This window comes from Pelagerythrobacter marinus, assembly GCF_009827515.1.
Lineage (GTDB): Bacteria > Pseudomonadota > Alphaproteobacteria > Sphingomonadales > Sphingomonadaceae > Pelagerythrobacter > Pelagerythrobacter marinus.
Window position 1 is genome coordinate 302,868 of the sequence record NZ_WTYO01000002.1, and the last position, 23,116, is coordinate 325,983.

A 23,116-nucleotide genomic window follows, 5' to 3' on the forward strand; every position below is an offset into this window, starting at 1 on the left:
GGTCGGTATCGGCGTCAGGGCTGCCAGGCGTTGACGATGTGGCGGGGGATCGCCCCGGGCGCAAGGAGGATCACGTCGATCCGCAGGTCCTCGCCCCCGTTCGCGTATTCGTGCGCGACCGCCTCGGCCGCGGCGGCGACGCGGGCCAGGCGGAACTCGTCGATCGCGTGGTCCAGCTCGGCCGCCCGCGCCCGCCACTTGACCTCGACGAAAGCGATCACATTGCCGCGCCGGCAGACGAGGTCGATTTCCCCCAGCGGGGTCCGGCGCCGGCGGTCGAGCACGCGCCAGCCCTGCAACTGCATCCACAGCGCGGCCCGCCCTTCGCCCGCCCGGCCCTGCCGTTCGGCGCGCTGGCGCTTCATGCCCCGCGCAGTTCCAGCGCCCGGGCGTAAAGCGCCTTGCGGTCGTGCCCGGTCGCCCGCGCCACTTGCGCCGCGGCCTGCGAAGGCTTGGCCGAAGCCAGCGCCTCGCGCAGCAGGGCGTCGATGTCCTGCCCCGGCGGCGGGCCGGCCGCGCCGGGGCCGATCAGCAGGACGATCTCGCCCTTCGGCGGATGGGCGGCATAATGCCGGGCGAGATCCGGCGCGCTGCCCGTGCGGCATTCCTCGTGCAGCTTGGTCAGCTCGCGCGCGACCGAGACTTCGCGCCCGGGCAGGACCGCGGCGATCGCGTCGAGCGATTTCACGAGGCGCGGCGCCGTTTCGTAGAAGATCGCCGTCGCGTCGATGCCGGCGACGGCCTCCAGCGCCTCGCGCCGGGCCTTGTCCTTGTTGGGCAGGAACCCGGCGAACAGGAACCGGTCGTTGGGCAGGCCCGACAGGGTCAGCCCCGCGATCGCCGCGCAGGCCCCCGGCAGCGCGGTGACCGCGATGCCCGCCGCCCGTGCCGCGCGCACGAGGCGATAGCCGGGATCGGAGACGAGCGGGGTGCCCGCGTCGCTGACCAGCGCGATCGCCTGATCGTGCATGTCCGCCACCAGTCGCTCGCGCTCCGCCGCGCCGGCGTGGTCGTCGTAACGCCGCAGCGGTTTCGACAGCCCGAGGTGCTTCATCAGCTTGCCGGTCACCCGCGTATCCTCGCACGCGACCGCGTCGCAGCGCGCCAGCGTCTCGGCTGCCCGCACGGTGATGTCGCCGAGATTGCCAATCGGGGTCGCGACTATATAGAGACCGGGTCGGAGAGGTTGGTGGGCCACTCCCGCATCCATGAACACGACGACGGGGAGCCGCAAGCATGAAGCGTTGGAAACTGACACGGCGAATGCTGGTTGTCGCCGGGGCGAGTGCCGTCCTGGCCGGGTGCCAGATCATTCCCAAGGGGCCGGCAAGCCGCCCGGCGCCCGAACCGGCCCCCGCCCCCGATCCCGGCCCCTCGGGCCTGCCCAGCGACGAGACGCGGCACCGCGTCGCCCTGCTGGTGCCGATGTCGGGCGATAACGGCGCGGTCGGCCAGTCGATCGCCAACGCGACGACGATGGCCCTGCTCGATACCAGTGCCGACAACCTGCGGATCACGACCTACGACACCGCGCGCGGCGCGCGCGAGGCGGCCCGGCGCGCGATCGCCGACGGCAACCGGCTGATCCTGGGCCCGCTGATGGGCGACAACGTGCCGACCGTCCTGGCGGAGGCGCGGCCCGCCGACGTGCCGCTGATCTCCTTCTCCAACGATACCGCCGTGGCCGGGCCCGACGTGTTCCTGATGGGTCACATCCCCGACCAGTCGATCGCGCGCAGCGTCAGCTATGCCCGCGATCGCGGCTCCGAACGCTTCGCCGCGATCGTGCCCGACGGCGAATACGGCCGCCGCGCGGAACTCGCGTTCTCCAGCGCGGTGCGCGATTCGGGCGGGCAACTGGTGGCGACGCAGCGCTATACCCGCGGCAATACCTCGATCGTCAGCGCGGCCCAGCGGCTGAAGCAGGAAGGCGGGTTCGACACGGTGCTGATCGCCGACGGCGCGCGCCTGGCGACCCAGGCCGCGGGCGAGCTGCGGCCGCGCGGCACCGGCGCGACCCAGATCATCGGCACCGAGCTGTGGAGCGGCGAAAGCGCGGTTACCCGTGCGGCGGCCCTGCGCGGGGCCCTGTTCGCCGCCGTGTCGGACGCGCGGTTCAAGCGTTTTTCCGACAGCTATCGCAACCGCTTCGGCGCGCAGCCCTATCGCATTTCCACCCTCGGCTACGACAGTGTCCTGCTGGCGCTGCGGGTCGCGCAGGACTGGCGCGTCGGACGCCCCTTCCCGGTCTCGCAACTGCGCGAGGACAGCGGCTTCCTCGGCCTCGACGGGCCGTTCCGGTTCGGCCGCGACGGGGTGATCGAACGCGCGATGGAAGTGCGCGAGATCCGCGACGGGCAGGTCGTCATCGTCTCGCCCGCGCCGAGTGGTTTCTGAAGCGCGGGCGGCATCGCGCCGCGTGATACGCGAACGACCGGCGGCCTCGTGCCGCCGGCTGACCCGCAAGAGAGCGTCGGATAACCGCGCCGAACGGCTTGAGCGGCGCCCCTGCCCGGCGCAATAGACAGACCATGTCCGAAGACCTGTTCGAAAACCCGGCCGCCACGGGCGGCGATTACGACGCTTCCTCGATCGAGGTGCTGGAGGGGCTGGAGCCCGTGCGCCGTCGGCCCGGGATGTATATCGGCGGCACCGACGATCGCGCGCTGCACCACCTGGCCGCCGAAGTCCTCGACAACGCGATGGACGAGGCCGTGGCCGGCCATGCCTCGCGGATCGAGGTTTCGCTGGAGGAAGGCAACCGGCTGACGATCACCGACAACGGGCGCGGCATCCCGGTGGCCGAACATCCCAAGTTCCCCGGCAAGTCCACGCTCGAGGTGATCCTCTCCACCCTCCATTCGGGCGGCAAGTTCTCGGGCAAGGCCTATGCGACCAGCGGCGGCCTGCACGGCGTCGGGGTCTCGGTGGTCAACGCGCTTTCCAGCCACACGCGGGTCGAGGTCGCGCGCGAGCGCAAGCTCTATGCCCAGGAATTCGCGCGCGGGGCGACCCTCGGCGGGCTGGAGGAACTGGGTGCGGCGCCCAACCGGCGCGGCACGAGCGTCGCCTTCACCCCCGACAGCGAGATCTTCGGCGAGCGGCAGTTCAGCCCGCGGCGCCTGTTCAAGCTCGCCCGGTCGAAGGCCTATCTCTACGCCGGGGTGGAAATCCGCTGGAAATGCGCGGCCGCCCTGGCGAGCGAGGACGTTCCGGCAGAGGCGGTGTTCAAGTTCCCCGGCGGCCTCGCCGATCACCTGGCCGAACAGGTCGGCGACCGCGAGTGCGTGACCAGCAGCCCTTTCTCGGGAACGCAGGATTTTCCCGATGAACAGGGGCGGGTCGAATGGGCGATCGCCTGGCCGCTGTGGTCCGACGGCTCGACCAGCTGGTACTGCAACACCGTGCCCACGCCCGACGGCGGAACGCACGAACAGGGCCTGCGCGCGGCGCTGACCAAGGGGCTGCGCGCGTTCGGCGACCTCACCGGCCAGAAGAAGGCGAAGGACATCACCGCCGACGACGTGGTCACCGGGGCGGAGATCATGCTCAGCGTCTTCATCCGCGATCCCCAGTTCCAGAGCCAGACCAAGGACCGCCTGACCTCGCCCGAGGCCGCGCGCCTGGTGGAAAACGCGGTTCGCGACCACTTCGACCATTTCCTCGCCGACAACATGGAACGCGGCAAGGCCCTGCTCGGGCAGGTCATGGAACGGATGGACGAGCGCCTGCGGCGCAAGCAGGAACGCGAGGTCAAGCGCAAGACCGCGACCAACGCCAAGAAGCTGCGCCTGCCCGGCAAGCTGACCGATTGCAGCGGCGAAGGCGCGGGCGAGACCGAGCTGTTCATCGTCGAGGGCGACAGCGCCGGCGGCAGCGCCAAGCAGGCGCGCGACCGCAAGACCCAGGCGATCCTGCCGATCCGCGGCAAGATCCTCAACGTCGCCTCCGCCAGCGCCGACAAGATCCGCGCGAACAGCGAGATCGCCGATCTCGTCCTGGCGCTGGGCTGCGGCACCCGGAAAGACTGCGACCCGGAAAGCCTGCGCTACGACCGGATCGTGATCATGACCGACGCCGACGTCGACGGCGCGCATATCGCGACGCTGCTGATGACGTTCTTCTTCCAGGAAATGCCCGAGGTCGTGCGCCGCGGGCACCTGTTCCTCGCCCAGCCCCCGCTCTACCGCCTGACCGCCGGGAAGGAGAGCGCCTATGCCCGCGACGACGCGCACCGGGCGGAGCTGGAGGCGACGGTGTTCAAGGGCCGCAAGGTCGATGTCGCCCGTTTCAAGGGCCTGGGCGAGATGAACCCGCAGCAGCTGCGCGAAACCACGATGAACCCCGATACCCGCAGCCTCGTGCGCATCACCCTGCCGGCCGAGCACGAGCAGCGGCACGCGGTGAAGGAACTGGTGGACCAGCTGATGGGGCGCAACCCGGAACACCGGTTCAACTTCATCCAGAACCGCGCCGGGGAGTTCGACCGCGAGATGATCGACGCCTGATCGCGCACCGGCGGCCGTGCGCGAGGGGTCCCGGTCAGTCCTCCGCCCGGGTGTGGATGTGCAGGTGCCCCTCCAGCGTGCGGTGGACCGGGCACTTGTCGGCAATCGCCACGATCCGGCGGCGCTGGTCGTCGTCCAGCGGCCCGCGGACCGCGATCCGGCGGTGCAGCGCCTGGATCTGCCCGTCCTCGCCATCGAGCGCGTGTTCGCAGTCTTCCTCGTGATCGCGCTCGTGCGAGAGGTGGATCGTCGCCCCCTCCAGCGGCCAGCCCTTGCGATCGGCGTAGAGGCGCATCGTCATCGCGGTGCAGGTGCCGAGCGCGGCGAGGAGCAGGTCGTAGGGCGTCGGGCCGCTGTCGTCGCCGCCGTAGCTGCGCGGTTCGTCGGCCACGAAGCGGTGGGCGGGCGTGTGCACTTCGGTGCCGAACTTGCCATGGCCGCTTCGCACCACGACCCCTTCTTCGGGCATCGGCCAGTCGTCGCGCAGCGGGAGGTATCGCGTGCTCCACCCGGCGATGACGGTCGCGGCGAACTCCGCATCGCGGGCGTCGAGCAGGAGGTGATCGGCCCCCGCCAGGCTGACGAAGCTCTTGGGATGGAGCGCGGCCTGGAACAGGGCGCTGGCGTTCTCCACCCCGACGAGGTCGTCGGTCGGCGAATGGAGGAACAGCACCGGCACGCGAAGCCGGGCGACTTCGGCCAGGAGATCGGTCGCTTCGACCCGGTCGAGGAACTCGCCGCTCAGTTCGAACGGCCGCCCACCGATCGAGACGGTTGCCGTTGTCCCCGCGCGGATCGCGTCGAGGTCGCCCTCGATCCTGCGCAGAACGTGCGGCACGTCCGACGGGGCGCCGATCGTCGCCACCGCGGCCACCCGGTCGAAGCCGAGATCGTCGGCCGCCGCCAGCACCGCCGCCCCGCCCAGGCTGTGCCCGACCAGCAGGATCTTGTCCCCGAACCGGTCGGCCAGGTATCGCCCGGCAGCCACGAGGTCCTCCACGTCGGTGGCAAATCCCGCCCGGCCGAACTCGCCCCCGCTGCCGCCCAGCCCGGTGAAGTCGAAGCGCAGGCAGGCGATCCCCTCGCGCGCGAGGGCGCGGGCAACCGCGACCGCCGCCTTGCTCTGGCTGGTGCAGGTGAAACAGTGCGCGAACAGCGCCGCCCCCCGCACGAGGCCGGTCGGCAGCTCGAGCGAACCCGACAGTTCGTGCCCGGCGGCGGTGGTTACGGCGATCTTTTCGGTCGGCATGGCGTTCCCTTGCTGAATTGGCCCTTGCTGAATCGGCCCTCGATATGCTGCCCGCCCGACAGGTCCCGGCAACGGGCCCCGATAACAGGCGCACGGCGACCGGCGAAACCGCCCGGGAACCTAGCGCCTTGCCGGGGCGGTGGGAAATTTTCCGCGCTTTCGTGTAAGCTTTTCGCCCGGGGCAGGACTAAGGGGGCATGTCCAGCGATCAGCACACTCTCTACGCCCGGGCCGGCGAGCTTTTCGCACCCGCGATCGCCCGCCTCGCCCGCGCGTTCGAGCGCGATCGCGAGAAGGCGCGCGACCTGGAGCAGGACATCCATGCCGAGCTGTGGCGCAGCTTCGCGCGTTTCGACGGGCGCTGTTCGCTCAAGACCTGGACGTATCGCGTCGCGCACAACGTCGCGGCAGACCACGTCGCGGCGGCGAGCCGCCGGCCGGAGCCGGTGCCGCTGGATGCGATCGAGAGCCTGCCCGAGGCCGGCGATGCCGAGCGCCAGGCGGCCGAAAACCTCGCGATCGAACGCGTGCGCGAACTGGTCCGCCGCCTGCCCCCGCTCGATGGCCAGGTCATCGTGTTGTGGCTGGAAGGCCAGAGCGGCAGCGAGATCGCCGAGATCACCGGCCTGAGCGTCGGCGCCGCGCAAGTGCGCGTGCACCGGGTGAAGAGCCTGATCGCGGCCGCATTCGAACACCCCGAAGTGGAACCGAGCCGATGACCCGCACCCTATTCGATCAATGGGCCGCCGAAGGCGCGTCGGCCCGCTTCACCCCCGGCGACGCGCTGGCCGATCGGCGCACGCGCTTCGAACGCCGGGTCCGCCGCCGCAACCTGACCGAATATGTCGCCGGCGCGCTGGTGATCCCGGTCTTCGCCTGGACCGCGTGGCTTACCGCCCGCGCGGGCGAGATCGTCCTCACCGCGGGCTGGCTGGCCGGGATCGTCGGCATGGTCGTGGTGCTGTGCGGCCTCTATTACCGCGCCGGAAACCTGCCCCACCGGCCCGAGGTCGATTGCCGCAGCCACTTGCGCGCGCAGCTGGTCCACCAGCGCGATGCCCTGGCCAGCGTGCCGCGCTGGTACCTCGCCCCGCTCGTCCCCGGCCTCGCCCTGGTGACGGTGGGATCGGTCCTGCCGATCGCGCGCGCCGAAGGCTGGATCGTCGCGTCGCTCGCGGCGGCCGGGCCGCTCGCGCTGATCGCCGGGGTCTTCGCCGGGATCGCCTGGCTCAACCGCCGCGCCGCGCGCGAACTGGCGCGCGAGATCGAGGCACTCGATTCGGCCGCCGGATCGGCCGCCGGAGCCGACAACGATCGCGCGGCACCCCGCCCGCCCCACGACTGAGGAGATACCGATGAAGCTCTTGCCCCTGGCCCTTGCGCCCCTGGTCGCCGCCGCGGCCCTGCCCGCTCCGCTGCTTGCCCGGGCTTCCGCCCAGCCCACGCAGCCCGCACCGCCCGAGGCGCAGGCCGCCGGCCCGCTGGAGGCAGCGGCCGAAGGCGTGGTCGCGGTCCTGCGGCAGGAACGGCCCGCGGCGGACGTCTTCGCGCCTTCCTTCCGCGCCGCCGTGCCCGACGAACAGCTGGCGCAGCTGATGCAGCGCCTCGTCGCCCAGTTCGGGGCGCTGCAGGGCGTGGAAGCGGTCACCGCCACCGGCCCCGCCTCGGCCACGATCGCGCTGCGGTTCGAACGCGCGATCGGCTCCGGCCCGATGCAGATCGACGCGCAGGGCAAGGTCGCCGGCCTCCTGCTCAACCAGTTCGACCCGCTCGACGATGGCGCCGACAGGATCGTCGCCGACCTCGCCGCGCTGCCGGGCACGACCAGCCTCTATTACGCGCCGCTGGGCGACGGGGCGGAACCGATCATGGCGGTCAATGCCGATACGCAGATGGCGATCGGTTCGACCTTCAAGCTCTATGTCCTCTCGGCGCTGGCGCGCCAGGTCGAACGCGGGGAGCGCGCGTGGGACGAGGTCGTCCGGCTCGACCGGCGATCGCTGCCCAGCGGGATCGCGCAGGCCTGGCCCGAAGGCGCGCCGGTGACGATCCACACGCTGGCGACGCTGATGATCTCGATCAGCGACAATACCGCGACCGACCAGCTGGTCGCCGTGGTCGGGCGCGATGCCATTGCCGCGGAACTGCGCGCCAGCGGCCACGCGGCGCCGGAGCGGACCCTGCCCTTCCTCACCACGCTCGAGCTGTTCGGCCTCAAGGGCGATATCGAGCACGGCCTCGCCTATGCCCGCGCGAGCGAGGAGGAACAGGAACGGATGCTCGATGCTTTCGCGACCGAGATCGCCGGCGACCCCGAACGGATCGTGAAGCCGACCTTCACCGCGCCGACCGCGATCGACAGCCTCGAATGGTTCGCCAGCGGGCGCGACCTCGCCCGCCTGCTGGGCCGGATCGCCGCGCTCGACGATCCGACCGCGCGCGAGATCATGGCGGTGAACCCGTCGATGCCCGACATCCGCCGGGCGGACTGGCGCTATGCCGGGTACAAGGGCGGGTCGGAGCCGGGCGTCCTCAACCTCACCTGGCTGCTCCAGGGCGATGACGGGGAGTGGCGCATCCTGACGCTGGGCTGGAACGATCCCACAGCGCCGGTGGAAACGAGCGCGCTGGAACTGATCGCGCAGCGGGCCCTCTCGCTCGGCCGCGACGCGCCCGGACCCGCTTCGCCGGCCGGCTGAAACGCGCGGGTTCCGGCCCGACCGGTCTTGCACTCGCGTGCCGCACCGCTTAACGCGCACGTAAAGTTGCACGAGGAAACCGGATGACACAGCGCTTCGAAGGCACCAGCTCCTATATCGCCACGGACGACCTGAAGGTCGCGGTCGACGCCGCGGTCACCCTGCGCCGCCCCCTCCTGGTGAAGGGCGAGCCGGGGACCGGCAAGACCGTCCTGGCGCACGAGATCGCCAAGGCGATCGACGCCCCGCTGATCGAATGGAACGTGAAATCGACGACCAAGGCGCACCAGGGCCTTTACGAATACGACGCCGTCGCCCGCCTGCGCGACGGGCAGCTGGGGGACGAGCGGGTCCACGACATCCGCAACTACATCAAGAAGGGCAAGCTGTGGGAAGCCTTCACCTCCGAGAAGCTTCCCGTCCTGCTGATCGACGAGATCGACAAGGCCGATATCGAGTTCCCGAACGACCTGCTGCAGGAACTCGACCGGATGAGCTTCGACGTCTACGAGACGCAGGAACGGATCGAGGCGAAGGAACGCCCGATCGTGGTCATCACATCGAACAATGAAAAGGAACTGCCCGACGCGTTCCTGCGCCGGTGCTTCTTCCACTACATCAAGTTCCCCGACCGCGAGACGATGCGCGAGATCATCGAGGTCCACTTCCCCGGCATCCAGAAAGCCCTGGTGACCAAGGCGATGGAAGTCTTCTACGAGATCCGCGAGGTTCCCGGCCTGAAGAAGAAGCCTTCGACCAGCGAGCTGCTCGACTGGCTCAAGCTCCTTCTCAACGAGGACATGCCGCTGGAGGTGCTGCAGGATGCCAATCCCAACAGCGCGATCCCGCCGCTGCACGGCGCCCTGCTGAAAAACGAACAGGACGTGATGCTGTTCGAACGCCTCGCCTTCATGGCCCGGCGCCAGCAGTAGCCGCCCGGACCCGCCGGAACTTTCCCGGCGGGCCTGTCAGCTGAAAGTATAGGCCAGCTCGAAATCGCCCCAGCGGCGCCCGCCGACGTGGATCGGCACGTAGACGTTGCGCACGACGCGATAGGTCTTCCCGTCGCCTTCCTGGCGGTAGACGGCCATCATGTAGGGCGCGCTGCTGCGCTTCGCCTTGCGGTCGATCGGATCGAGTATGATCCGCCCGTTGCGGCACGAATCGGTATCGTGCGCGAGATCGCCGGTCGGTTCCTGCGAATGCCTGGTCAGGTGGGTGGGCAGATAGCCGTTCATGTCGGTGCAGGCGCTGGCGAGGACCGCCGGGTCGGCTTCCGCCACCCGGTCGAGCAGCGGCCGCCAGTGGGCATGGGCCCAGTCCATCAGGGCGGTGCGGAACCGCGGCGGATTGCTGCCCTCGATCTCGACGTAGTCGCGGTCGAACACCTGCTCCGGCGTGATCTCGCCGGCGGCGATCGCCTGTTCCACCAGGCGTTCGGCCTCGCGCGCGTTCTCCTGCGCTTTCTCGACCATCGCGCTGTCCTGCGGCGACAGCCCGGACTTGACGATCGAATCGAACATCTCGCTCGCGGTCATCTCCAGCTCGCCCATGCGCGAATGGGCGCTCTGCAGCTTGCTCTCGTTCTCCAGCGCGGCGGCGTCGAAGCTGTCGAGCACTTGCTGGACCCGGCCCACATGGCCGCTGATCGTGCCGGTCGCGCGGGCGATCTCGTCGTTGTGGCGATCGACCTCCTCGACCAGTTCGGCGACGCCCTGGATGGTCTGCTCGATCCGGAAGACCGACGCCTTGGCCTCCTTGCTCGCCTCGGCCCCGCTCTCGATCTGGGCGATGACCGAATTGGCCTCGCCCCCCAGGGCATCGACGGTGCGGGCGATCTCCTCGGTCGCGCGGCGCGTGTCGCCGGCCAGGCTCTTCACCTCGTTCGCGACGACGGCAAAGGTCCGCCCCGCATCGCCGGCGCGCATGGCCTCGATCGTCGCGTTGAGTGCCAGGATATTGGTCGTCTCGGCGATCTGCTCGATGTCCTGCGAACAGCGGCGCACCTGGTCCATCGCCGCGGCGAAGCCGGTGACGTGCTGGGTCAGCGTGGCGACGAGTTCGAGCAGGTCGCTGATCTGGCCGAGCGAGGACTGGATCAGGTCGGTCCCCTGCCCCAGGCGGTCGATCGCCCGCTCGGACAGCATCCGCGCCTCGTCGCTGGCCTGGGAAACCTTGCGCTGGTCGGCCTCCAGCTCCTCCACCGTGCCGCGCAGGGCGGTGTGCTCGGCGCGCAGCGTCTCGGACGATTCGATCACCGCCTGCACGATCCCCGCGACGTCGGTGCAGCCGACGGTCACTTCGCCGCAGCTGTCGGGGATCCGGTCGATCGGCTCCCGTTCCTCGGCGTCGAACCTGGCGTTTTCCATCAATGCGCTTCCCCCCGAAGGATAATCATCGGGCAACTAAACGGTCGTGGTTAGCGAAGGTTTAAGCTGGGCGGGAAACTTGCCGTAACGTCACGCTGGCGGTCGGCCCGCGAAGGGGGTAGGAACCGGCGCCATGTTCTTCAATTTCGTCGACGAACTGCGGGCCGCGGGGATCCCCGCCAGCTTCAAGGAACACCTGACCCTGCTCGAAGCGCTCGACCGCGACGTGATCGAGCAGACGCCCGAGGCGTTCTACTACCTAACACGCGCGACTTTCGTAAAAGACGAAGGCCTCCTCGATCGCTTCGACCAGGCCTTCCAGAAAGTCTTCAAGGGTATTCTCACCGACTACGGAACCAACCCCGCGGACGTGCCCGAAGAATGGCTGAAGGCCGTGGCCGAGAAGTTCCTGACGCCTGAGGAGATGGAAAAGATCAAGTCGCTGGGCGACTGGGACGAGATCATGGAGACGCTGAAGAAGCGGCTCGAGGAGCAGGAAAAGCGCCACCAGGGCGGCAACAAGTGGATCGGCACCGGCGGCACGTCGCCGTTCGGCAATTCGGGCTACAACCCGGAAGGCGTGCGGATCGGCGGCGAAAGCCGGCACAAGCGCGCGGTCAAGGTGTGGGACAAGCGCGAGTTCCGCAACCTCGACAACACCCGGGAACTCGGTACGCGCAACATCAAGATGGCGCTGCGCCGCCTGCGCCGCTTCGCGCGCGAAGGAGCCGCCGACGAGCTCGATCTCGACGCCACGATCGAAGGCACCGCCAAGCAGGGCTGGCTCGACATCCAGATGCGGCCCGAACGGCACAACGCGGTGAAACTGCTGCTGTTTCTCGACGTCGGCGGCTCGATGGACCCGTTCATCAAGCTGTGCGAGGAGCTGTTCAGCGCCGCGACGACCGAATTCAAGAACCTGGAGTTCTTCTATTTCCACAACTGCCTTTACGAAGGCGTGTGGAAGGACAACCGCCGGCGCTGGCAGGAGCGCACGAAGACCTGGGACGTGCTCCACAAGTACGGCCACGATTACAAGGTCATCTTCGTCGGCGATGCCGCGATGAGCCCGTACGAGATCACCCATCCCGGCGGCAGCGTGGAGCACATGAACGAGGAATCGGGCGCCACCTGGATGCAGCGGGTGACGAACACCTATCCCGCGACCGTCTGGCTCAACCCCGTTCCCGAGAAGCAGTGGGGCTATTCGCAGTCCACTAAGCTCATGCGGCAACTGCTCAACGATCGCATGTACCCGCTCACACTCGACGGGCTGGACGATGCCATGCGCGAGTTGAGCCGCAAGCAGGGCTAGGCGCTTGAAACACACCCGGTTCGAGGCGGTCCGCCGCCGTCTCGAGAGCTTCGATCCGGGCACCGGGTGGAAGCTCTGGGCCTACGAGTTCCTGCTTTTCGGTTTCAAGCAGGCCTGGGCATGCCTGTTCGGCGCGCTCCTCCTCGCCCTGCTTCTGGCGACCCATTTCCTCTATCCCGCCGATGCCGCGCTTCATCGATACGATTTCCTGACGCTGGCCGCGCTGGCGATCCAGCTGGCGCTGCTCGCGTTCCGGCTGGAGACGCTGCGCGAAGCCTCCGTGATCCTGATCTTCCACGTCGTCGGCACGGTAATGGAATTGTTCAAGACGGCCGCCGGATCGTGGATCTACCCGGAAGAAAGCCTGCTCCACATCGGCGCCGTGCCCCTCTTTTCCGGCTTCATGTACGCTGCCGTCGGCAGCTACATCGCCCGGGTCTGGCGGATCTTCGATTTCCGGTTCAGCCACTATCCCCCGCGCTGGGCGACCTGGCTGCTCGCCGCAGGCATATACATCAATTTCTTTGCCCATCACTGGACGATGGACCTGCGCTATGCGCTCTTCGCCATGACCGGCGTGTTGTTCTGGCGCACCCGGGTCCATTTCCGCAATTGGCAGGTCCACCGCTGGATGCCGCTGTTGGTTGGATTCGCGCTGGTCGCACTGTTCATCTGGTTCGCGGAGAACATCGCCACGTTCGCCAATGCCTGGCACTACCCCGGGCAGGAAGACGGGTGGGAGATGGTCGGCCTGGCCAAGCTGGGCAGCTGGTACCTGCTGATGCTGATCAGCTTCGTCCTCGTCAGCCTGGTGCAGCCGGTCAGGCCGGCCGATCCGCGCTAGCCCTTCCTGTCGAGTTCTTCGTCTAGCCTCAGGCTGCAGCGCCAGAAGAAGAACGCCGGGACAAGGCCGAGAAAGGCCGCGCCGTAGAGCACGTAGCGCACGCTTTCCTCCCCAAATCCGGGCTGAAGCAGGTCCGACAGCATGCCGAAGAACAGGGGGCCCAGGCCCAGGCCGATCAGGTTCTGGAAGAACAGGACCAGCGCCGCCGCGATCGCCCGCGCACGCAGCGGCACCAGCCCCTGCGCGGCCGAGTAGGTGGGGCCGTAGTAGAGCGAGTTGCACACGGTGGGCACGATCAGCAGGGCCAGCGCCACCTGCCAGTTGGTCGCCTGATAGGCGAGGAACGCCACCGGGGCGGCCACGGCCATGCCGATGGCGGGCGCGGACAGGACGTGTCGGCGACGCTTCGCCCCGAACCGGTCGGCAATCCATCCGCCCAGCCAGGTGCCGAAGATACCGGCCGCCCCGTTGACCACGCCGAACCAGAAGCCGACCTCGCCCGGGGTCAGCTCGTGGGTGCGCTGGAAGAAGATCGTCGTCCAGGTGACCTTGCCGTAAGCGAGAAACGATGCCGTCGATCCGGCTGCAAGAAGCAGGACGAAGGCGCGCGAGCCCATGACCGAGCGGACCGCCTTCCATAGCGACATCTCGTTCTGTGCAGCCGGCGCCGTCGAATCGGACGCGCCGGCAAGGCGGGTCCGCGGATCGCGAAGAACGAAGTGAACCACCAGCGCCAGCGCAATGCCCGGCAGGCCCACGATCAGGAAGGCACGCCTCCAGCCGACCCAGTCCGCCAGGAACCCGCCGATCATCATGCCGAGCAGGGTCCCGATCGGAATGCCCAGAGCGTAGAAAGCCAGCGCCGAGCTGCGCCGTTCGGGCGGCACGATGTCGCTGATCAGCGAATGGGCCGGCGGCGTGCACCCGGCCTCCCCCACCCCGACGCCGATCCGGGCGAGCAGCAGCTGGACGAAGTTCTGCGCCAGTCCGCACAGCGCCGTCATTGCCGACCAGGTGGCCAGGGCGACGGCGATCAGCCGCGGCCTGTTGGTAGTGGGGCGATCGGCGTACCGCGCGATCGGCAGGCCTAGCGCGGTGTAGAACAGCGCGAAGGCGAGCCCGGTCATCAGCCCGATCTGCGTGTCGCTGAGGCCCAGATCCAAGGCGATGGGCTCGGCCAGGATGTTCACGATCTGGCGATCGATGAAATTGAAAATATAGACGACCAGCAGAATCCAGAGCGTTGCCCGCACCGAACGCTGCGCCGTGCCGTCCTTCGCCGCCGTCGCCATCGTGATCGACCCCTCTCCTAAAGCGCGGGTATGCCCGTCGCGGAGCGCAGTGGTCCCCTACTCGGCGGTTCAGGTCAAGTGGTAGCGGGAGGAATCGAAAAATCGGTTCCGCAGAATTCAGCTGTCTGGCTGGCTTTCATCCACCGTCTCGAACAGTGCACGAATCTGCTCGCGCTCAACTTGCTCGATCTCGTCACGCCAAACGTCGAAAATCAGGACCAGCCGGTTATCCGAAGAGTGATTCCACGCTTCGTGCTCCACCGTATCGTCGAACATCAGAAGACGCCCGGGCTGCCACTCCCGAACTTGGTCGCCGACGCGGAGCGCGCCGCTGCCCGGGACGATAAGGGGCAGATGGCAGATGATCCGTGCGTTCATCATCCCGGTATGCGGCGGGATTCGGGCGCCGCCACGCAGTAGCGAGAACATGATCGTCGGCGCCCGGCTCGGAATCCGGCATAAAGGCGCATTCCGATCTATCAGTTCGAACGTGCGAGGACAAAGGCCAGTCCGCTCGGGCACCGGGACCCCCATTGCCGTGAGATCCCATGTGCTCCACCTCGGATCGTTCACGAGGCCGTGCACGTCGCCCTGGGGACGATCGGTTGCGTCTCGAACGTGGGGGGCGAACTCCGAATTCTTCAGAAGCTCCTCCGCCTCCTCCAGGATGTCGGGGAAACCCGCTTCAATCGGGGCGGTCCATCCATGCGCCGACGGATCCGAAAAGCAGAGATACGGTAAATCCGGATAGAAATAGGAGTTCGGCATCTGCGGAAACCGCTGATAAACCGGGTCTCGCGCCTGCTCGCCGAACATGATTGCAAGCGATTTCGCGAACCGCGGGTGCATCGTGGTCGCTGTAATGCCACGCGATGCCAATCCGTCGACGATCGCTTGCCGAAAGTAGTCCGCCAACCAGATCGTTGCATCTCGCGCGCGCAGAAGCTCCGTTCGAGCGATCGTTCCACCCTCTTGCGCCAGGCGTCCTACCTGCCCGTAATAGGCATTGGCGGCGCGATAATCCCGCGCCCGCATGCGATTATCGGCCTTGGCCAATGTCGCGACGATGTCACGCTGGTCGACCGAAAGTCGCCGGTCGGCTTCGGCTTCATCAAATGCCGGATTGGGTTTCTCTATCGCGCTCATCGGTAAAGCAGGACCTCGGCGCATTGGTCGCGCCAGCGTTGCTCGTCGGCGGAAGCGAGCTGGTCGAGGTCGCCGGGGGTCGCTTCGGGGTCGTCGACCCAGGTGCGGAGGCTGGGGCCGCCGTTGATGACATCGATCGCAAGCCGGTCGAGCTCATACTCGTAGGCGAAGTCGCGCCAGAGCGGATAGTCGGGCACGAGATTGCGGATCGCCTTGAAGGCGAGCGCCTGGAGCCGCCACGGCCGAAAGCGATCGTGGCCGTAGAACGGGCCCTCGGCATGGATCATCAGGGCATTGCAGAGCTTGCCTGCGTGCTTGTGGAACGTCGGCTCGAACCAGCATTCGCGCAAGCCGCAACCGGCCAGCCACTCCGGCGCGAGGCGCTCCATCTCAGCCCGCACGGCGCCGGCGTCGAGATCGGGCGCGCCGAACAGCACCTCCAGCGGCCGGGTCGTGCCGCGACCCTCGCTCAGCGTCGTGCCTTCCAGCATGACGGTGCCGGCATAGGCGCGGGCCATGTTGACGTTCGCGGCGTTGGGGCTCGGGTTGATCCAGATGCGGTCCGTCGGCCACCCGTGTGCGGGCCCGGACGGCTCCCAGCCTTCCATCCCGATGACGCGGTAATCGACGTCGAGGCCGAAGTGGCGGACGAACCAGTGCCCCATCTCGCCGAGCGTCAACCCGTGCCGCATGGGCATCGGTGCCGCCCCGACGAAGCTTTCCTGCCCGGGGACGAGCATGGTCCCTTCGATCGGCCGGCCCGCCGGGTTGGGGCGATCGAGCACCCAGACCGTCTTCCCGTGCCGGGCCGCCTCCTCGAGCAGGTAGAGCAGCGTCGTGACGAAAGTGTAGATCCGGCAGCCGAGGTCCTGGAGGTCGAACAGGAACACGTCCGCGCTGGCCATCATCGCGTCGGTCGGCCGGCGGACCTCTCCATAGAGGCTGAAGACCGGAATTTGCAGGCGAGGATCCACCTCGTCGGCCGTTTCGACCATGTTGTCCTGCTTGTCGCCCTTCAGGCCATGCTGGGGGCCGAAGGCGCTCGCCAGGCCGATGCCGGCCGCGGCCAGGGCGTCGAGGCTGTGTCCGAGGTCGCGCGTGACCGACGCGGGGTGCGCGACAAGGGCGACCCGCCTTCCTTCGAGCGGTTTCCTCAGTTCCGGGTCGGCGAGCAGCCGATCGATGCCGAATTTCATGGCCCGGCGGGTGCCTCAAGCCGTGCGGCGAAGCAAGCCCGATGATGGAAGTCCGGCCCCCGTTCGGGATGGGCGAGCGCCCAGTAGCTGCGCGTCCCGCCTGCCTCCTCCAGAACCGCGCTGAGCCCCATCGCGCATTCGCCCGCGGGCAACCCGCTCCGCGGCACCGTCGCATCGAAAATGGCCATCGCGCTGCCCATCCGCATCGTGCAGTCCGGCTCGCGCGGGAACGGGCGCTCGACCATGCCGTCGCGATAATCGGTGAAATCGTAGGCGGCCCAGCGTTCGGAGGGCGAGAGGTTGATCTCGCAATAGGCGGGGCCGTCACCCGGCTTCAGGAACAGCTCGAAGCACGTCGTGCGCCAGAGCTCGTCGGCCCGTCCGCGGCCGGCGAAAGGCGGCACCACCAGCTTGCCGATCCCCTCGATCCGCCAGCGCAACCGCAGCCATTCGGCGTCGGAACCGAGAACCCGCGCCTCCACCCGTGTGACGCCCAGCGGCGGATGATCGGGATGGGCGACCAGTTGATGCGTTTGCAAGCGGGAATCCTCGTGCTAGGCGCCGCCCCGCATTCGAGGGCATTGATGACGACGACATACGAATCCGATCTGCTGCGCCTGCTCGACGAGCGCCGATATGTCCACCAGATGACCGACGCGGCAGGGCTGGATGCCCTGGCGGCGCGACAGGTCGTGCCCGGCTATATCGGTTTCGATGCCACCGCCCCTTCGCTCCACGTCGGCAGCCTGGTCCAGATCATGATGCTGCGCCGCCTGCAGCAGACCGGGCACAAGCCGATCGTGCTAATGGGCGGCGGGACGACCCGGATCGGCGATCCCACCGGTCGGGACGAGAGCCGCAAGATGCTGGACGACGAGACGATCGCCGCCAACATCGCCGGCATCCGTTCGGTGTTCGAGCGGCTGCTGGTTTTCGGCGACGGCCCGACCGACGCGGTCCTGGTGGACAACCAGGACTGGCTCGGCGAGCTCGGCTATATCGAGATGCTGCAGAAGGTCGGCACGCATTTCACCGTGAACCGCATGCTGACATTCGATTCGGTTCGCCTGCGCCTCGAGCGCGAGCAGCCGATGACCTTCCTCGAATTCAACTACATGATCCTGCAAGGGTACGATTTCCGTCACCTGGCGCAGGAAATGGGCGCGCGGCTGCAGATGGGCGGCAGCGACCAGTGGGGCAATATCGTGAACGGCGTCGAACTGGGCCGTCGGATGGACGGCATCGAGCTGTTCGGCGTGACCACGCCGCTGCTGACGACCGCCGACGGCGCGAAGATGGGCAAGACCGCCAATGGCGCGGTCTGGCTGAACGAGGCGCAGTTGCCGTCCTACGATTTCTGGCAGTACTGGCGCAATGTCGACGACCGCGACGTGGGCCGGTTCCTGCGGCTCTTCACCGATCTCCCGGTCGACGAGATCTCCCGACTCGAAGCGCTGGAAGGAAACGAGATCAACGCGGCCAAGGTCGTGCTGGCCAATGCCGTGACCGCGCTCGTCCGCGGCGAAGATGCGGCCCGCGCGGCCGAGGCGACCGCCGCGGCGACATTCGCCGGCGGAGCGGGCGAGGACCTGCCCACGCTGTCGGTCGGCGAGGAAGGAATGCGAGCCGCGGCCGCCCTGACCGCCATCGGCTTCACCGCTTCGAACGGCGAGGCGAAGCGCAAGATCGCCGAGGGCGCGGTGCGGCTCGACGGCGAGGCCGTGAGCGACCCCGGGCACCTGCTCCTGCCCGATGCGGGCCGGGAAATGCGCCTCAGCCTGGGCAAGAAGAAGCACGGCCTGGTGACTCGCTGAAGCCGCGAAGAATCGGGCTTTTCGGGCATTTTCGCGAGGCCGCGATTTTACCAATTGTCAGTCATTGACCGGTAGGAGGAATGCCCCTCCACCGATGAAGAGAGTTGCCGTTCGTGTCAGCCGGAGCCAATCTGAGCGTTACCGACCAGCGCCGCGCCGCGCGCCATCCCGTCGATCACGACATTATCGCCGAACACCATGTTCGCGGCGACGTGCCCCTGCACATCAGCAATATCTCGGCCCATGGCTTCATGGTGGACAATGCCAGCGATCTTTCGCGGGGCGACCGGCTGATGGTTCGCCTGCCGGTGATCGGCCTGATCGAGGCCTATGTCATCTGGACCCGGGACACGCGCGCGGGCTTCCAGTTCGAACGGATCATCCGGGTGGACGATTTCACCCGCCTGGTCGAACAGATGCAGAAGAACCCGCGCCTGCGGCGGCCCTGAGGGCGCCTTCAAGCATCGCTTTTCGACCGGGTCGATCTGATTGCTTGGCTTGCGGCGCGCCCGGTGCCATGCCGCCCGGGTGACCGAAGCGATCCCATCCTCCCCCTTTCGCATTGCCAATTTCCGCGCCTACTGGGTTTCGCGCCTGTCGATGACGCTGGCCCAGTACGCGATGATGCTGATCATCGGCTGGCAGACCTACAATATCGCGCGCGACGGGGGGATGAGCGTGGCCGGCGCCTCCGGCCAGCTGGCTCTCATCGGCCTGCTCCAGTTCGTTCCGCTGTTCCTGCTGACGCCGTTTTCGGGCCTCGCCGCCGACCGCTTCGACCGCCGCGACCTCGCCCGCCTGACGATCCTGCTCCAGTTCGGCTGCGCGGCCGTGCTCGCCTTCCTGACATGGCACGATGCGATCCGGCTCCACTGGCTCTATGCGGTTGCCGTCGTGCTGGGGGTCGTGCGCGCGTTCAACGGCCCTGCCCTTTCGGCGCTGGCGCCGAACCTCGTCCCGAAGGCGATCCTGCCCAATGCGATCGCGCTGAGCTCGATCGCATGGCAGGCGGGGATGATCGTCGGCCCCGCGATCGGGGGCTATTTCTACGCCATCATGCCGGCCCTGCCCTACCTCGCGGCGAGCGCCCTGCTCGCGGTGTCCATCGGCGCCCTGTCGTTGATCGGAAAGGTGCCGCAGCCGCCGATCCCGGGGGCGGCGCGGCCGATCGGGCAGATGGTGGACGGCCTGCGCTACGTCGTGCGCAACAAGATGGTCCTGGGCGCGATCACGCTTGACCTGTTCGCCGTCTTCCTCGCCGGGGCGACCGCGCTCTTCCCGGTCTACGCCCGCGACATCCTCCAGGTCGGCGAAACCGGGCTTGCCCAGCTGGCCATGGCCCCGGCGACGGGGGCGGCGCTGACCGCACTGTGGTTCTCATTCCGCCCGCTGAAGACCAACGTCGGGCCCAAGATGCTCTGGGCCGTGGCGGTCTTCGGCCTCGCCACCGTCGTCTTCGGCCTCTCGACGTGGATGCCGCTCAGCCTCGCCATGCTGTTCATCGTCGGCGCGGCGGACATGTTCTCCGTCTATATCCGCCAGTCGCTGATCCAGTTGCACACGCCCGACGACAAGCGTGGCCGCGTCTCTTCCGTGTCGCTGCTGACGATTTCGGCCTCGAACGAGTTTGGCGATTTCTTCTCCGGCACGCTCGCCTGGCTGATCGGCCCGGTGCTGGCGGTCGTCAGCGGGGGGATCGGCGCCATCGCGACCGTCGCCTTGTGGGCGCGCATCTTTCCGGTGCTGCGCACGACGCGGACCTTTGACCCGCCTCGGGAATTGGACGATCATATCCCTGAACAGAAGCTGCAGGAGCCTGTCCCATGAAAGCCGCAAACGTCCTCGAAACGATCGGCGGAACGCCGCATATCCGCCTCTCCCGCCTGTTCCCCGATCACGAGGTCTGGGTGAAGAGCGAGCGTGCCAACCCGGGCGGGTCGATCAAGGACCGCATCGCGCTCGCCATGGTCGAGGACGCGGAGAAATCGGGCGCGCTGAAACCGGGCGGCACGATCATCGAACCGACCAGCGGCAACACCGGCATCGGGCTGGCCGTGGTCGCCGCGGTCAAGGGCTACAAGCTGGTCCTCGTCATGCCCGAGAGCATGAGCGTGGAACGGCGCCGGCTGATGCTGGCCTATGGCGCGACCTTCGATCTCACGCCCAAGGAAAAGGGCATGAAGGGCGCGATCGAACGCGCAAGCGAGCTCGCGGCCGAAACCGACGGGGCCTGGATCCCGAGCCAGTTCGACAACGAGGCGAACTGGAAAGTCCACGTCGCCACGACGGCGAAGGAAATCCTCGACGATTTCCGCGACAGCCCGGTCGATGTCCTCATCACCGGTGTCGGCACCGGCGGGCACCTGACCGGTTGTGCCGAGGAACTGAAGCGCCAGTGGAGCGCGATGAAGGCCTACGCGGTGGAACCGGAGCTTTCGCCGGTCATCTCCGGCGGCCAACCGGGTCCGCACCCGATCCAGGGCATCGGCGCGGGTTTCATCCCGGGCAACCTGCACACCCAGGCGATCGACGGCGCGATCCAGGTCACCGCCGAACAGGCCAAGGACATGGCCCGCCGGTGCGCGCGCGAGGAAGGGCTGCTGGTCGGCATCTCCAGTGGTGCCACGCTGGCCGCCATTGCCAGCAAGCTTGACGAACTCGACAGCGGCGCGCGCGTGCTCGGCTTCAACTACGACACGGGGGAGCGCTATCTCTCCGTGCCCGACTTCCTGCCGGAGGAATAATCGCACCCGGCGCAGCGCGCCTTCCGACACGAGATCGAGGGAGGACCCGGATGGAATTCCAGCGGCGCACCGTGCTCGCCGGCGCCGGGTCGGCTTTCCTCGCGGGGTGCGCGGGGGCCGGCCTGGCGCCTGCTGCCCCGCTGGCCGCCACGCGCCTGCCCGCGCTGAAGCTGGATCTCGACCGGCTGATGAAGATCACCGTCTGCCTGCGCCCTTTCCGCCCCGCGGGGCCGCGCCTCGAGGCGGAGCGCCTGGGCGAAAAGCTGGTCGTTCACAATTACGGCCACGGCGGCGCGGGATGGTCGCTGAGCTGGGGCTGCGCGGCCGAGGCGGCCGCCCTCGCCCGCGCTTCGGGCGCGGCGTCGTTCGCCGTGATCGGCGCCGGTGTCATCGGGCTGACCAGCGCCCTGCGCCTGGTCGAAACCGGTGCCCGGGTCACGATCTACGCCGACGAGTTTCCGGCCGAAACCCGCTCCGCCCGGGCAACGGGGGTCTGGTCGCCCAGCAGCCGGATCGCGCTGGAGGGCGCGGCGCCGACCGGCTTCGCCGAACGATGGGAGCAATGGGCCCGGCAGGCCCATGCCGCGCACCAGCGTTTCGTCGGCCTTGCCGGCGAGCCGGTCGAGTACATGCCGCAGTTCGACGTGGCCGGCGGCGGAGGCGACGGACCATCGCCGCGTGCGCAGCACGATTTCCTGCACCTCCACCGCCGGGTGCGCGATCTCGACCTGCCGTGGCGAAAGCTGACCGGTGCCGAAAACCCTTTCGCGCCGCGCGCCGCCTCGGGCGGGCAGGGAATGGTGTTCAACGTCGCCGGCTATGCCGATCGCCTGGCGCAGACGTTCCTGCTGCGCGGCGGCCGGATGATCCGCCGGTCGTTTCCCGACCATGCCGCAGTGCTTTCTCTTGCCGAACCGGTGATCGTCAACTGCATGGGATACGGTGCCAGGGCGATCTGGGGCGATGCCGCGATGGTGCCGGTGCGCGGGCAGATCGGGTGGCTCGTCCCCCAGCGCAATGCCCGCTATTCGCTCTACCACGGCGGCGCCAACGCGATTTCGCGGCGCGACGGGGTGGTCATCCAGTCTTACGGGCCGAACGAGGATTTCGGCTATGGCGATGCCAGCGAAGTGCCCGATCGGGCGGAAACGGCGCGGGCGCTGGAAATCCTACGGCGCGCCTATCCCGACCGGCATAGCGCGCTGACAGCGACGGAGGCCTGACAATGATCGAGCCGGATCAGCTGAATTATCGCGACGGCGAGCTTGCCCTGACCGGCCATCTCCTTCGGCCGGTGGCGCAGGCCCGGGCGGCGATCGCCGTGTTCCCCACGATCGCCAACGTCACACCCGCGGTCATGGCCAAGGCGCGGTTGCTGGCCGAGTCGGGCTATCTCGTTCTGGTTGCCGACTTCTACGGCCGGATGCCCGACGGGCCGGTCGCCTTCGAATGGGCCGACGCGCTGCGCGCCGACACGGGGAAGTGGCGCGGCCGGCTGCGTGCCGCGCTTGGCGCACTTCGCGCCGAGGCACCCGGCCTTCCCATGGCGGTGATCGGCTTCTGCCTCGGCGGACAGGCCGTGCTCGAACTCGCCCGCGACGGGGCGGACCTGGTGCTGGCGGCGAGCTTCCACGGCCTGCTCGAAACCGATGCGCCGGCGCGGCCGGGCGCAATCAAGGCCCGCATCCTCGTCTGCCACGGCGATGCCGACAGCCTCGTGCCGCGCGCGCATGTCCGCGCTTTCTGGGAGGAAATGGATCGCGCCGGCGCCAACTGGCACTTCCACAGCTACGCCGGGGTCAGCCACGGCTTCACCAATCCCGATCCGCCGCCCGGAAACCCCGTTGTCGCCTACGATGCCAGCGCAGACCGCCAGAGCTGGGCGGCGCTGAAGAGCCTCCTCGACGAAGTGCTCGAATAGCGCCGCCAGCCTGGGATCG

Annotated in this window: 22 protein-coding genes; 14 read left to right on the plus strand and 8 right to left on the minus strand. The window is 68.3% G+C overall.

Annotation, left to right across the window (positions count from 1 at the left end; translation table 11 throughout):
• Positions 1-14 precede the first annotated feature (14 nt).
• Together GRI72_RS05310 and rsmI are read right to left on the minus strand one after the other, a co-directional pair.
• On the minus strand, positions 15-365 hold the full coding sequence (locus GRI72_RS05310) for a YraN family protein (protein WP_160732893.1): 351 nt from the start codon (positions 363-365) through the stop codon (positions 15-17).
• Entirely contained in the window at positions 362-1,198 is an 837-nt protein-coding gene (rsmI, locus tag GRI72_RS05315) for a 16S rRNA (cytidine(1402)-2'-O)-methyltransferase (RefSeq protein WP_337191140.1), read from the minus strand. Before rsmI ends, GRI72_RS05310 begins: the two co-directional genes overlap by 4 nt.
• A 38-nt stretch (positions 1,199-1,236) precedes the next feature.
• Here rsmI and GRI72_RS05320 point away from each other — a divergent pair, with 38 nt between their 5' ends.
• Both GRI72_RS05320 and parE read left to right on the plus strand, forming a co-directional pair.
• Positions 1,237-2,397 carry a penicillin-binding protein activator gene (locus GRI72_RS05320; RefSeq protein WP_160732895.1) on the plus strand — a complete coding sequence of 387 codons (1,161 nt, stop codon included), beginning with the start codon at positions 1,237-1,239 and terminating at the stop codon, positions 2,395-2,397.
• Between the two features lie 134 nt (positions 2,398-2,531).
• Positions 2,532-4,508: a DNA topoisomerase IV subunit B gene (gene parE, locus GRI72_RS05325; RefSeq protein ID WP_160732896.1), complete on the plus strand. Its 1,977-nt coding sequence runs from the start codon at positions 2,532-2,534 to the stop codon at positions 4,506-4,508.
• 34 nt (positions 4,509-4,542) lie between these two features.
• Here parE and GRI72_RS05330 read toward each other — a convergent pair whose 3' ends face one another.
• Positions 4,543-5,757: a bifunctional alpha/beta hydrolase/OsmC family protein gene (locus tag GRI72_RS05330; protein ID WP_160732897.1), complete on the minus strand. Its 1,215-nt coding sequence runs from the start codon at positions 5,755-5,757 to the stop codon at positions 4,543-4,545.
• 197 nt (positions 5,758-5,954) lie between these two features.
• On the opposite strand from GRI72_RS05330, the gene GRI72_RS05335 reads away from it, so the two are divergent.
• From GRI72_RS05335 to GRI72_RS05350, 4 genes are all read left to right on the plus strand, one after another.
• Entirely contained in the window at positions 5,955-6,476 is a 522-nt protein-coding gene (locus GRI72_RS05335; protein ID WP_160732898.1) for an RNA polymerase sigma factor, read from the plus strand.
• Positions 6,473-7,102, plus strand: coding sequence for a hypothetical protein (locus tag GRI72_RS05340; protein WP_160732899.1), 630 nt, complete (start codon positions 6,473-6,475; stop codon positions 7,100-7,102). The genes GRI72_RS05335 and GRI72_RS05340 overlap by 4 nt, the downstream gene beginning before the upstream one ends.
• A gap of 10 nt (positions 7,103-7,112) precedes the next feature.
• A complete protein-coding gene (locus GRI72_RS05345) occupies positions 7,113-8,456 on the plus strand; it encodes a serine hydrolase (RefSeq protein ID WP_160732900.1) in 1,344 nt (447 codons plus the stop codon).
• 83 nt (positions 8,457-8,539) lie between these two features.
• Positions 8,540-9,388, plus strand: a complete 849-nt coding sequence (locus GRI72_RS05350) for an AAA family ATPase (protein WP_160732901.1) — start codon at positions 8,540-8,542, stop codon at positions 9,386-9,388.
• A 36-nt stretch (positions 9,389-9,424) separates the two neighbouring features.
• Here the strand turns inward: GRI72_RS05350 and GRI72_RS05355 are convergent, their stop codons facing one another.
• Positions 9,425-10,825, minus strand: coding sequence for a methyl-accepting chemotaxis protein (locus GRI72_RS05355; protein ID WP_160732902.1), 1,401 nt, complete (start codon positions 10,823-10,825; stop codon positions 9,425-9,427).
• Between the two features lie 133 nt (positions 10,826-10,958).
• Here GRI72_RS05355 and GRI72_RS05360 point away from each other — a divergent pair, with 133 nt between their 5' ends.
• Both GRI72_RS05360 and GRI72_RS05365 read left to right on the plus strand, forming a co-directional pair.
• Positions 10,959-12,140 carry a vWA domain-containing protein gene (locus tag GRI72_RS05360; protein WP_160732903.1) on the plus strand — a complete coding sequence of 394 codons (1,182 nt, stop codon included), beginning with the start codon at positions 10,959-10,961 and terminating at the stop codon, positions 12,138-12,140.
• 4 nt (positions 12,141-12,144) lie between these two features.
• Positions 12,145-12,984 (plus strand): DUF817 domain-containing protein, encoded by an 840-nt coding sequence (locus GRI72_RS05365; protein ID WP_160732904.1) that lies wholly within the window; start codon positions 12,145-12,147, stop codon positions 12,982-12,984.
• Here GRI72_RS05365 and GRI72_RS05370 read toward each other — a convergent pair.
• The 4 genes from GRI72_RS05370 to GRI72_RS05385 all read right to left on the minus strand — a co-directional run bounded on the left by GRI72_RS05370 (position 12,981) and on the right by GRI72_RS05385 (position 17,157).
• On the minus strand, positions 12,981-14,276 hold the full coding sequence (locus GRI72_RS05370; protein WP_160732905.1) for a spinster family MFS transporter: 1,296 nt from the start codon (positions 14,274-14,276) through the stop codon (positions 12,981-12,983). The genes GRI72_RS05365 and GRI72_RS05370 overlap by 4 nt on opposite strands.
• A 117-nt stretch (positions 14,277-14,393) precedes the next feature.
• Positions 14,394-15,422 (minus strand): aspartyl/asparaginyl beta-hydroxylase domain-containing protein, encoded by a 1,029-nt coding sequence (locus GRI72_RS05375; RefSeq protein WP_237486807.1) that lies wholly within the window; start codon positions 15,420-15,422, stop codon positions 14,394-14,396.
• The gene (locus GRI72_RS05380) at positions 15,419-16,618 is read right to left on the minus strand and encodes an exo-beta-N-acetylmuramidase NamZ family protein (protein WP_160732907.1); all 1,200 of its coding nucleotides are present in this window, start codon (positions 16,616-16,618) and stop codon (positions 15,419-15,421) included. Before GRI72_RS05380 ends, GRI72_RS05375 begins: the two co-directional genes overlap by 4 nt.
• On the minus strand, positions 16,615-17,157 hold the full coding sequence (locus GRI72_RS05385; RefSeq protein WP_160732908.1) for a DOMON-like domain-containing protein: 543 nt from the start codon (positions 17,155-17,157) through the stop codon (positions 16,615-16,617). The genes GRI72_RS05380 and GRI72_RS05385 overlap by 4 nt, the downstream gene beginning before the upstream one ends.
• Before the next feature lie 45 nt (positions 17,158-17,202).
• On the opposite strand from GRI72_RS05385, the gene tyrS reads away from it, so the two are divergent.
• The 6 genes from tyrS (at position 17,203) to GRI72_RS05415 (ending at position 23,097) form a co-directional block, all read left to right on the plus strand.
• Complete coding sequence (gene tyrS / locus GRI72_RS05390; RefSeq protein WP_160732909.1) at positions 17,203-18,432, plus strand: tyrosine--tRNA ligase; 1,230 nt, start codon at positions 17,203-17,205, stop codon at positions 18,430-18,432.
• A 113-nt stretch (positions 18,433-18,545) separates the two neighbouring features.
• A complete protein-coding gene (locus GRI72_RS05395; protein ID WP_160732910.1) occupies positions 18,546-18,881 on the plus strand; it encodes a PilZ domain-containing protein in 336 nt (111 codons plus the stop codon).
• 79 nt (positions 18,882-18,960) lie between these two features.
• Positions 18,961-20,259, plus strand: a complete 1,299-nt coding sequence (locus tag GRI72_RS05400; protein ID WP_160732911.1) for an MFS transporter — start codon at positions 18,961-18,963, stop codon at positions 20,257-20,259.
• Positions 20,256-21,176, plus strand: coding sequence for a cysteine synthase A (gene cysK / locus GRI72_RS05405; RefSeq protein ID WP_160732912.1), 921 nt, complete (start codon positions 20,256-20,258; stop codon positions 21,174-21,176). The genes GRI72_RS05400 and cysK overlap by 4 nt, the downstream gene beginning before the upstream one ends.
• 50 nt (positions 21,177-21,226) lie before the next feature.
• Positions 21,227-22,399 carry an NAD(P)/FAD-dependent oxidoreductase gene (locus GRI72_RS05410; protein ID WP_160732913.1) on the plus strand — a complete coding sequence of 391 codons (1,173 nt, stop codon included), beginning with the start codon at positions 21,227-21,229 and terminating at the stop codon, positions 22,397-22,399.
• 2 nt (positions 22,400-22,401) lie between these two features.
• Positions 22,402-23,097 carry a dienelactone hydrolase family protein gene (locus GRI72_RS05415; RefSeq protein ID WP_160732914.1) on the plus strand — a complete coding sequence of 232 codons (696 nt, stop codon included), beginning with the start codon at positions 22,402-22,404 and terminating at the stop codon, positions 23,095-23,097.
• Positions 23,098-23,116 lie beyond the last annotated feature (19 nt).

Bases quoted from the DNA above. Each gene is read 5' to 3' on its own strand.
- GRI72_RS05310 (WP_160732893.1), bottom strand. From the start codon at position 365: ATGAAGCGCCAGCGCGCCGAACGGCAGGGCCGGGCGGGCGAAGGGCGG.
- GRI72_RS05320 (WP_160732895.1), top strand. From the start codon at position 1,237: ATGAAGCGTTGGAAACTGACACGGCGAATGCTGGTTGTCGCCGGGGCG.
- parE (WP_160732896.1), top strand. From the start codon at position 2,532: ATGTCCGAAGACCTGTTCGAAAACCCGGCCGCCACGGGCGGCGATTAC.
- GRI72_RS05330 (WP_160732897.1), bottom strand. From the start codon at position 5,757: ATGCCGACCGAAAAGATCGCCGTAACCACCGCCGCCGGGCACGAACTG.
- GRI72_RS05335 (WP_160732898.1), top strand. From the start codon at position 5,955: ATGTCCAGCGATCAGCACACTCTCTACGCCCGGGCCGGCGAGCTTTTC.
- GRI72_RS05340 (WP_160732899.1), top strand. From the start codon at position 6,473: ATGACCCGCACCCTATTCGATCAATGGGCCGCCGAAGGCGCGTCGGCC.
- GRI72_RS05345 (WP_160732900.1), top strand. From the start codon at position 7,113: ATGAAGCTCTTGCCCCTGGCCCTTGCGCCCCTGGTCGCCGCCGCGGCC.
- GRI72_RS05350 (WP_160732901.1), top strand. From the start codon at position 8,540: ATGACACAGCGCTTCGAAGGCACCAGCTCCTATATCGCCACGGACGAC.
- GRI72_RS05355 (WP_160732902.1), bottom strand. From the start codon at position 10,825: ATGGAAAACGCCAGGTTCGACGCCGAGGAACGGGAGCCGATCGACCGG.
- GRI72_RS05360 (WP_160732903.1), top strand. From the start codon at position 10,959: ATGTTCTTCAATTTCGTCGACGAACTGCGGGCCGCGGGGATCCCCGCC.
- GRI72_RS05370 (WP_160732905.1), bottom strand. From the start codon at position 14,276: ATGGCGACGGCGGCGAAGGACGGCACGGCGCAGCGTTCGGTGCGGGCA.
- GRI72_RS05375 (WP_237486807.1), bottom strand. From the start codon at position 15,422: ATGAGCGCGATAGAGAAACCCAATCCGGCATTTGATGAAGCCGAAGCC.
- GRI72_RS05380 (WP_160732907.1), bottom strand. From the start codon at position 16,618: ATGAAATTCGGCATCGATCGGCTGCTCGCCGACCCGGAACTGAGGAAA.
- tyrS (WP_160732909.1), top strand. From the start codon at position 17,203: ATGACGACGACATACGAATCCGATCTGCTGCGCCTGCTCGACGAGCGC.
- cysK (WP_160732912.1), top strand. From the start codon at position 20,256: ATGAAAGCCGCAAACGTCCTCGAAACGATCGGCGGAACGCCGCATATC.
- GRI72_RS05410 (WP_160732913.1), top strand. From the start codon at position 21,227: ATGGAATTCCAGCGGCGCACCGTGCTCGCCGGCGCCGGGTCGGCTTTC.
- GRI72_RS05415 (WP_160732914.1), top strand. From the start codon at position 22,402: ATGATCGAGCCGGATCAGCTGAATTATCGCGACGGCGAGCTTGCCCTG.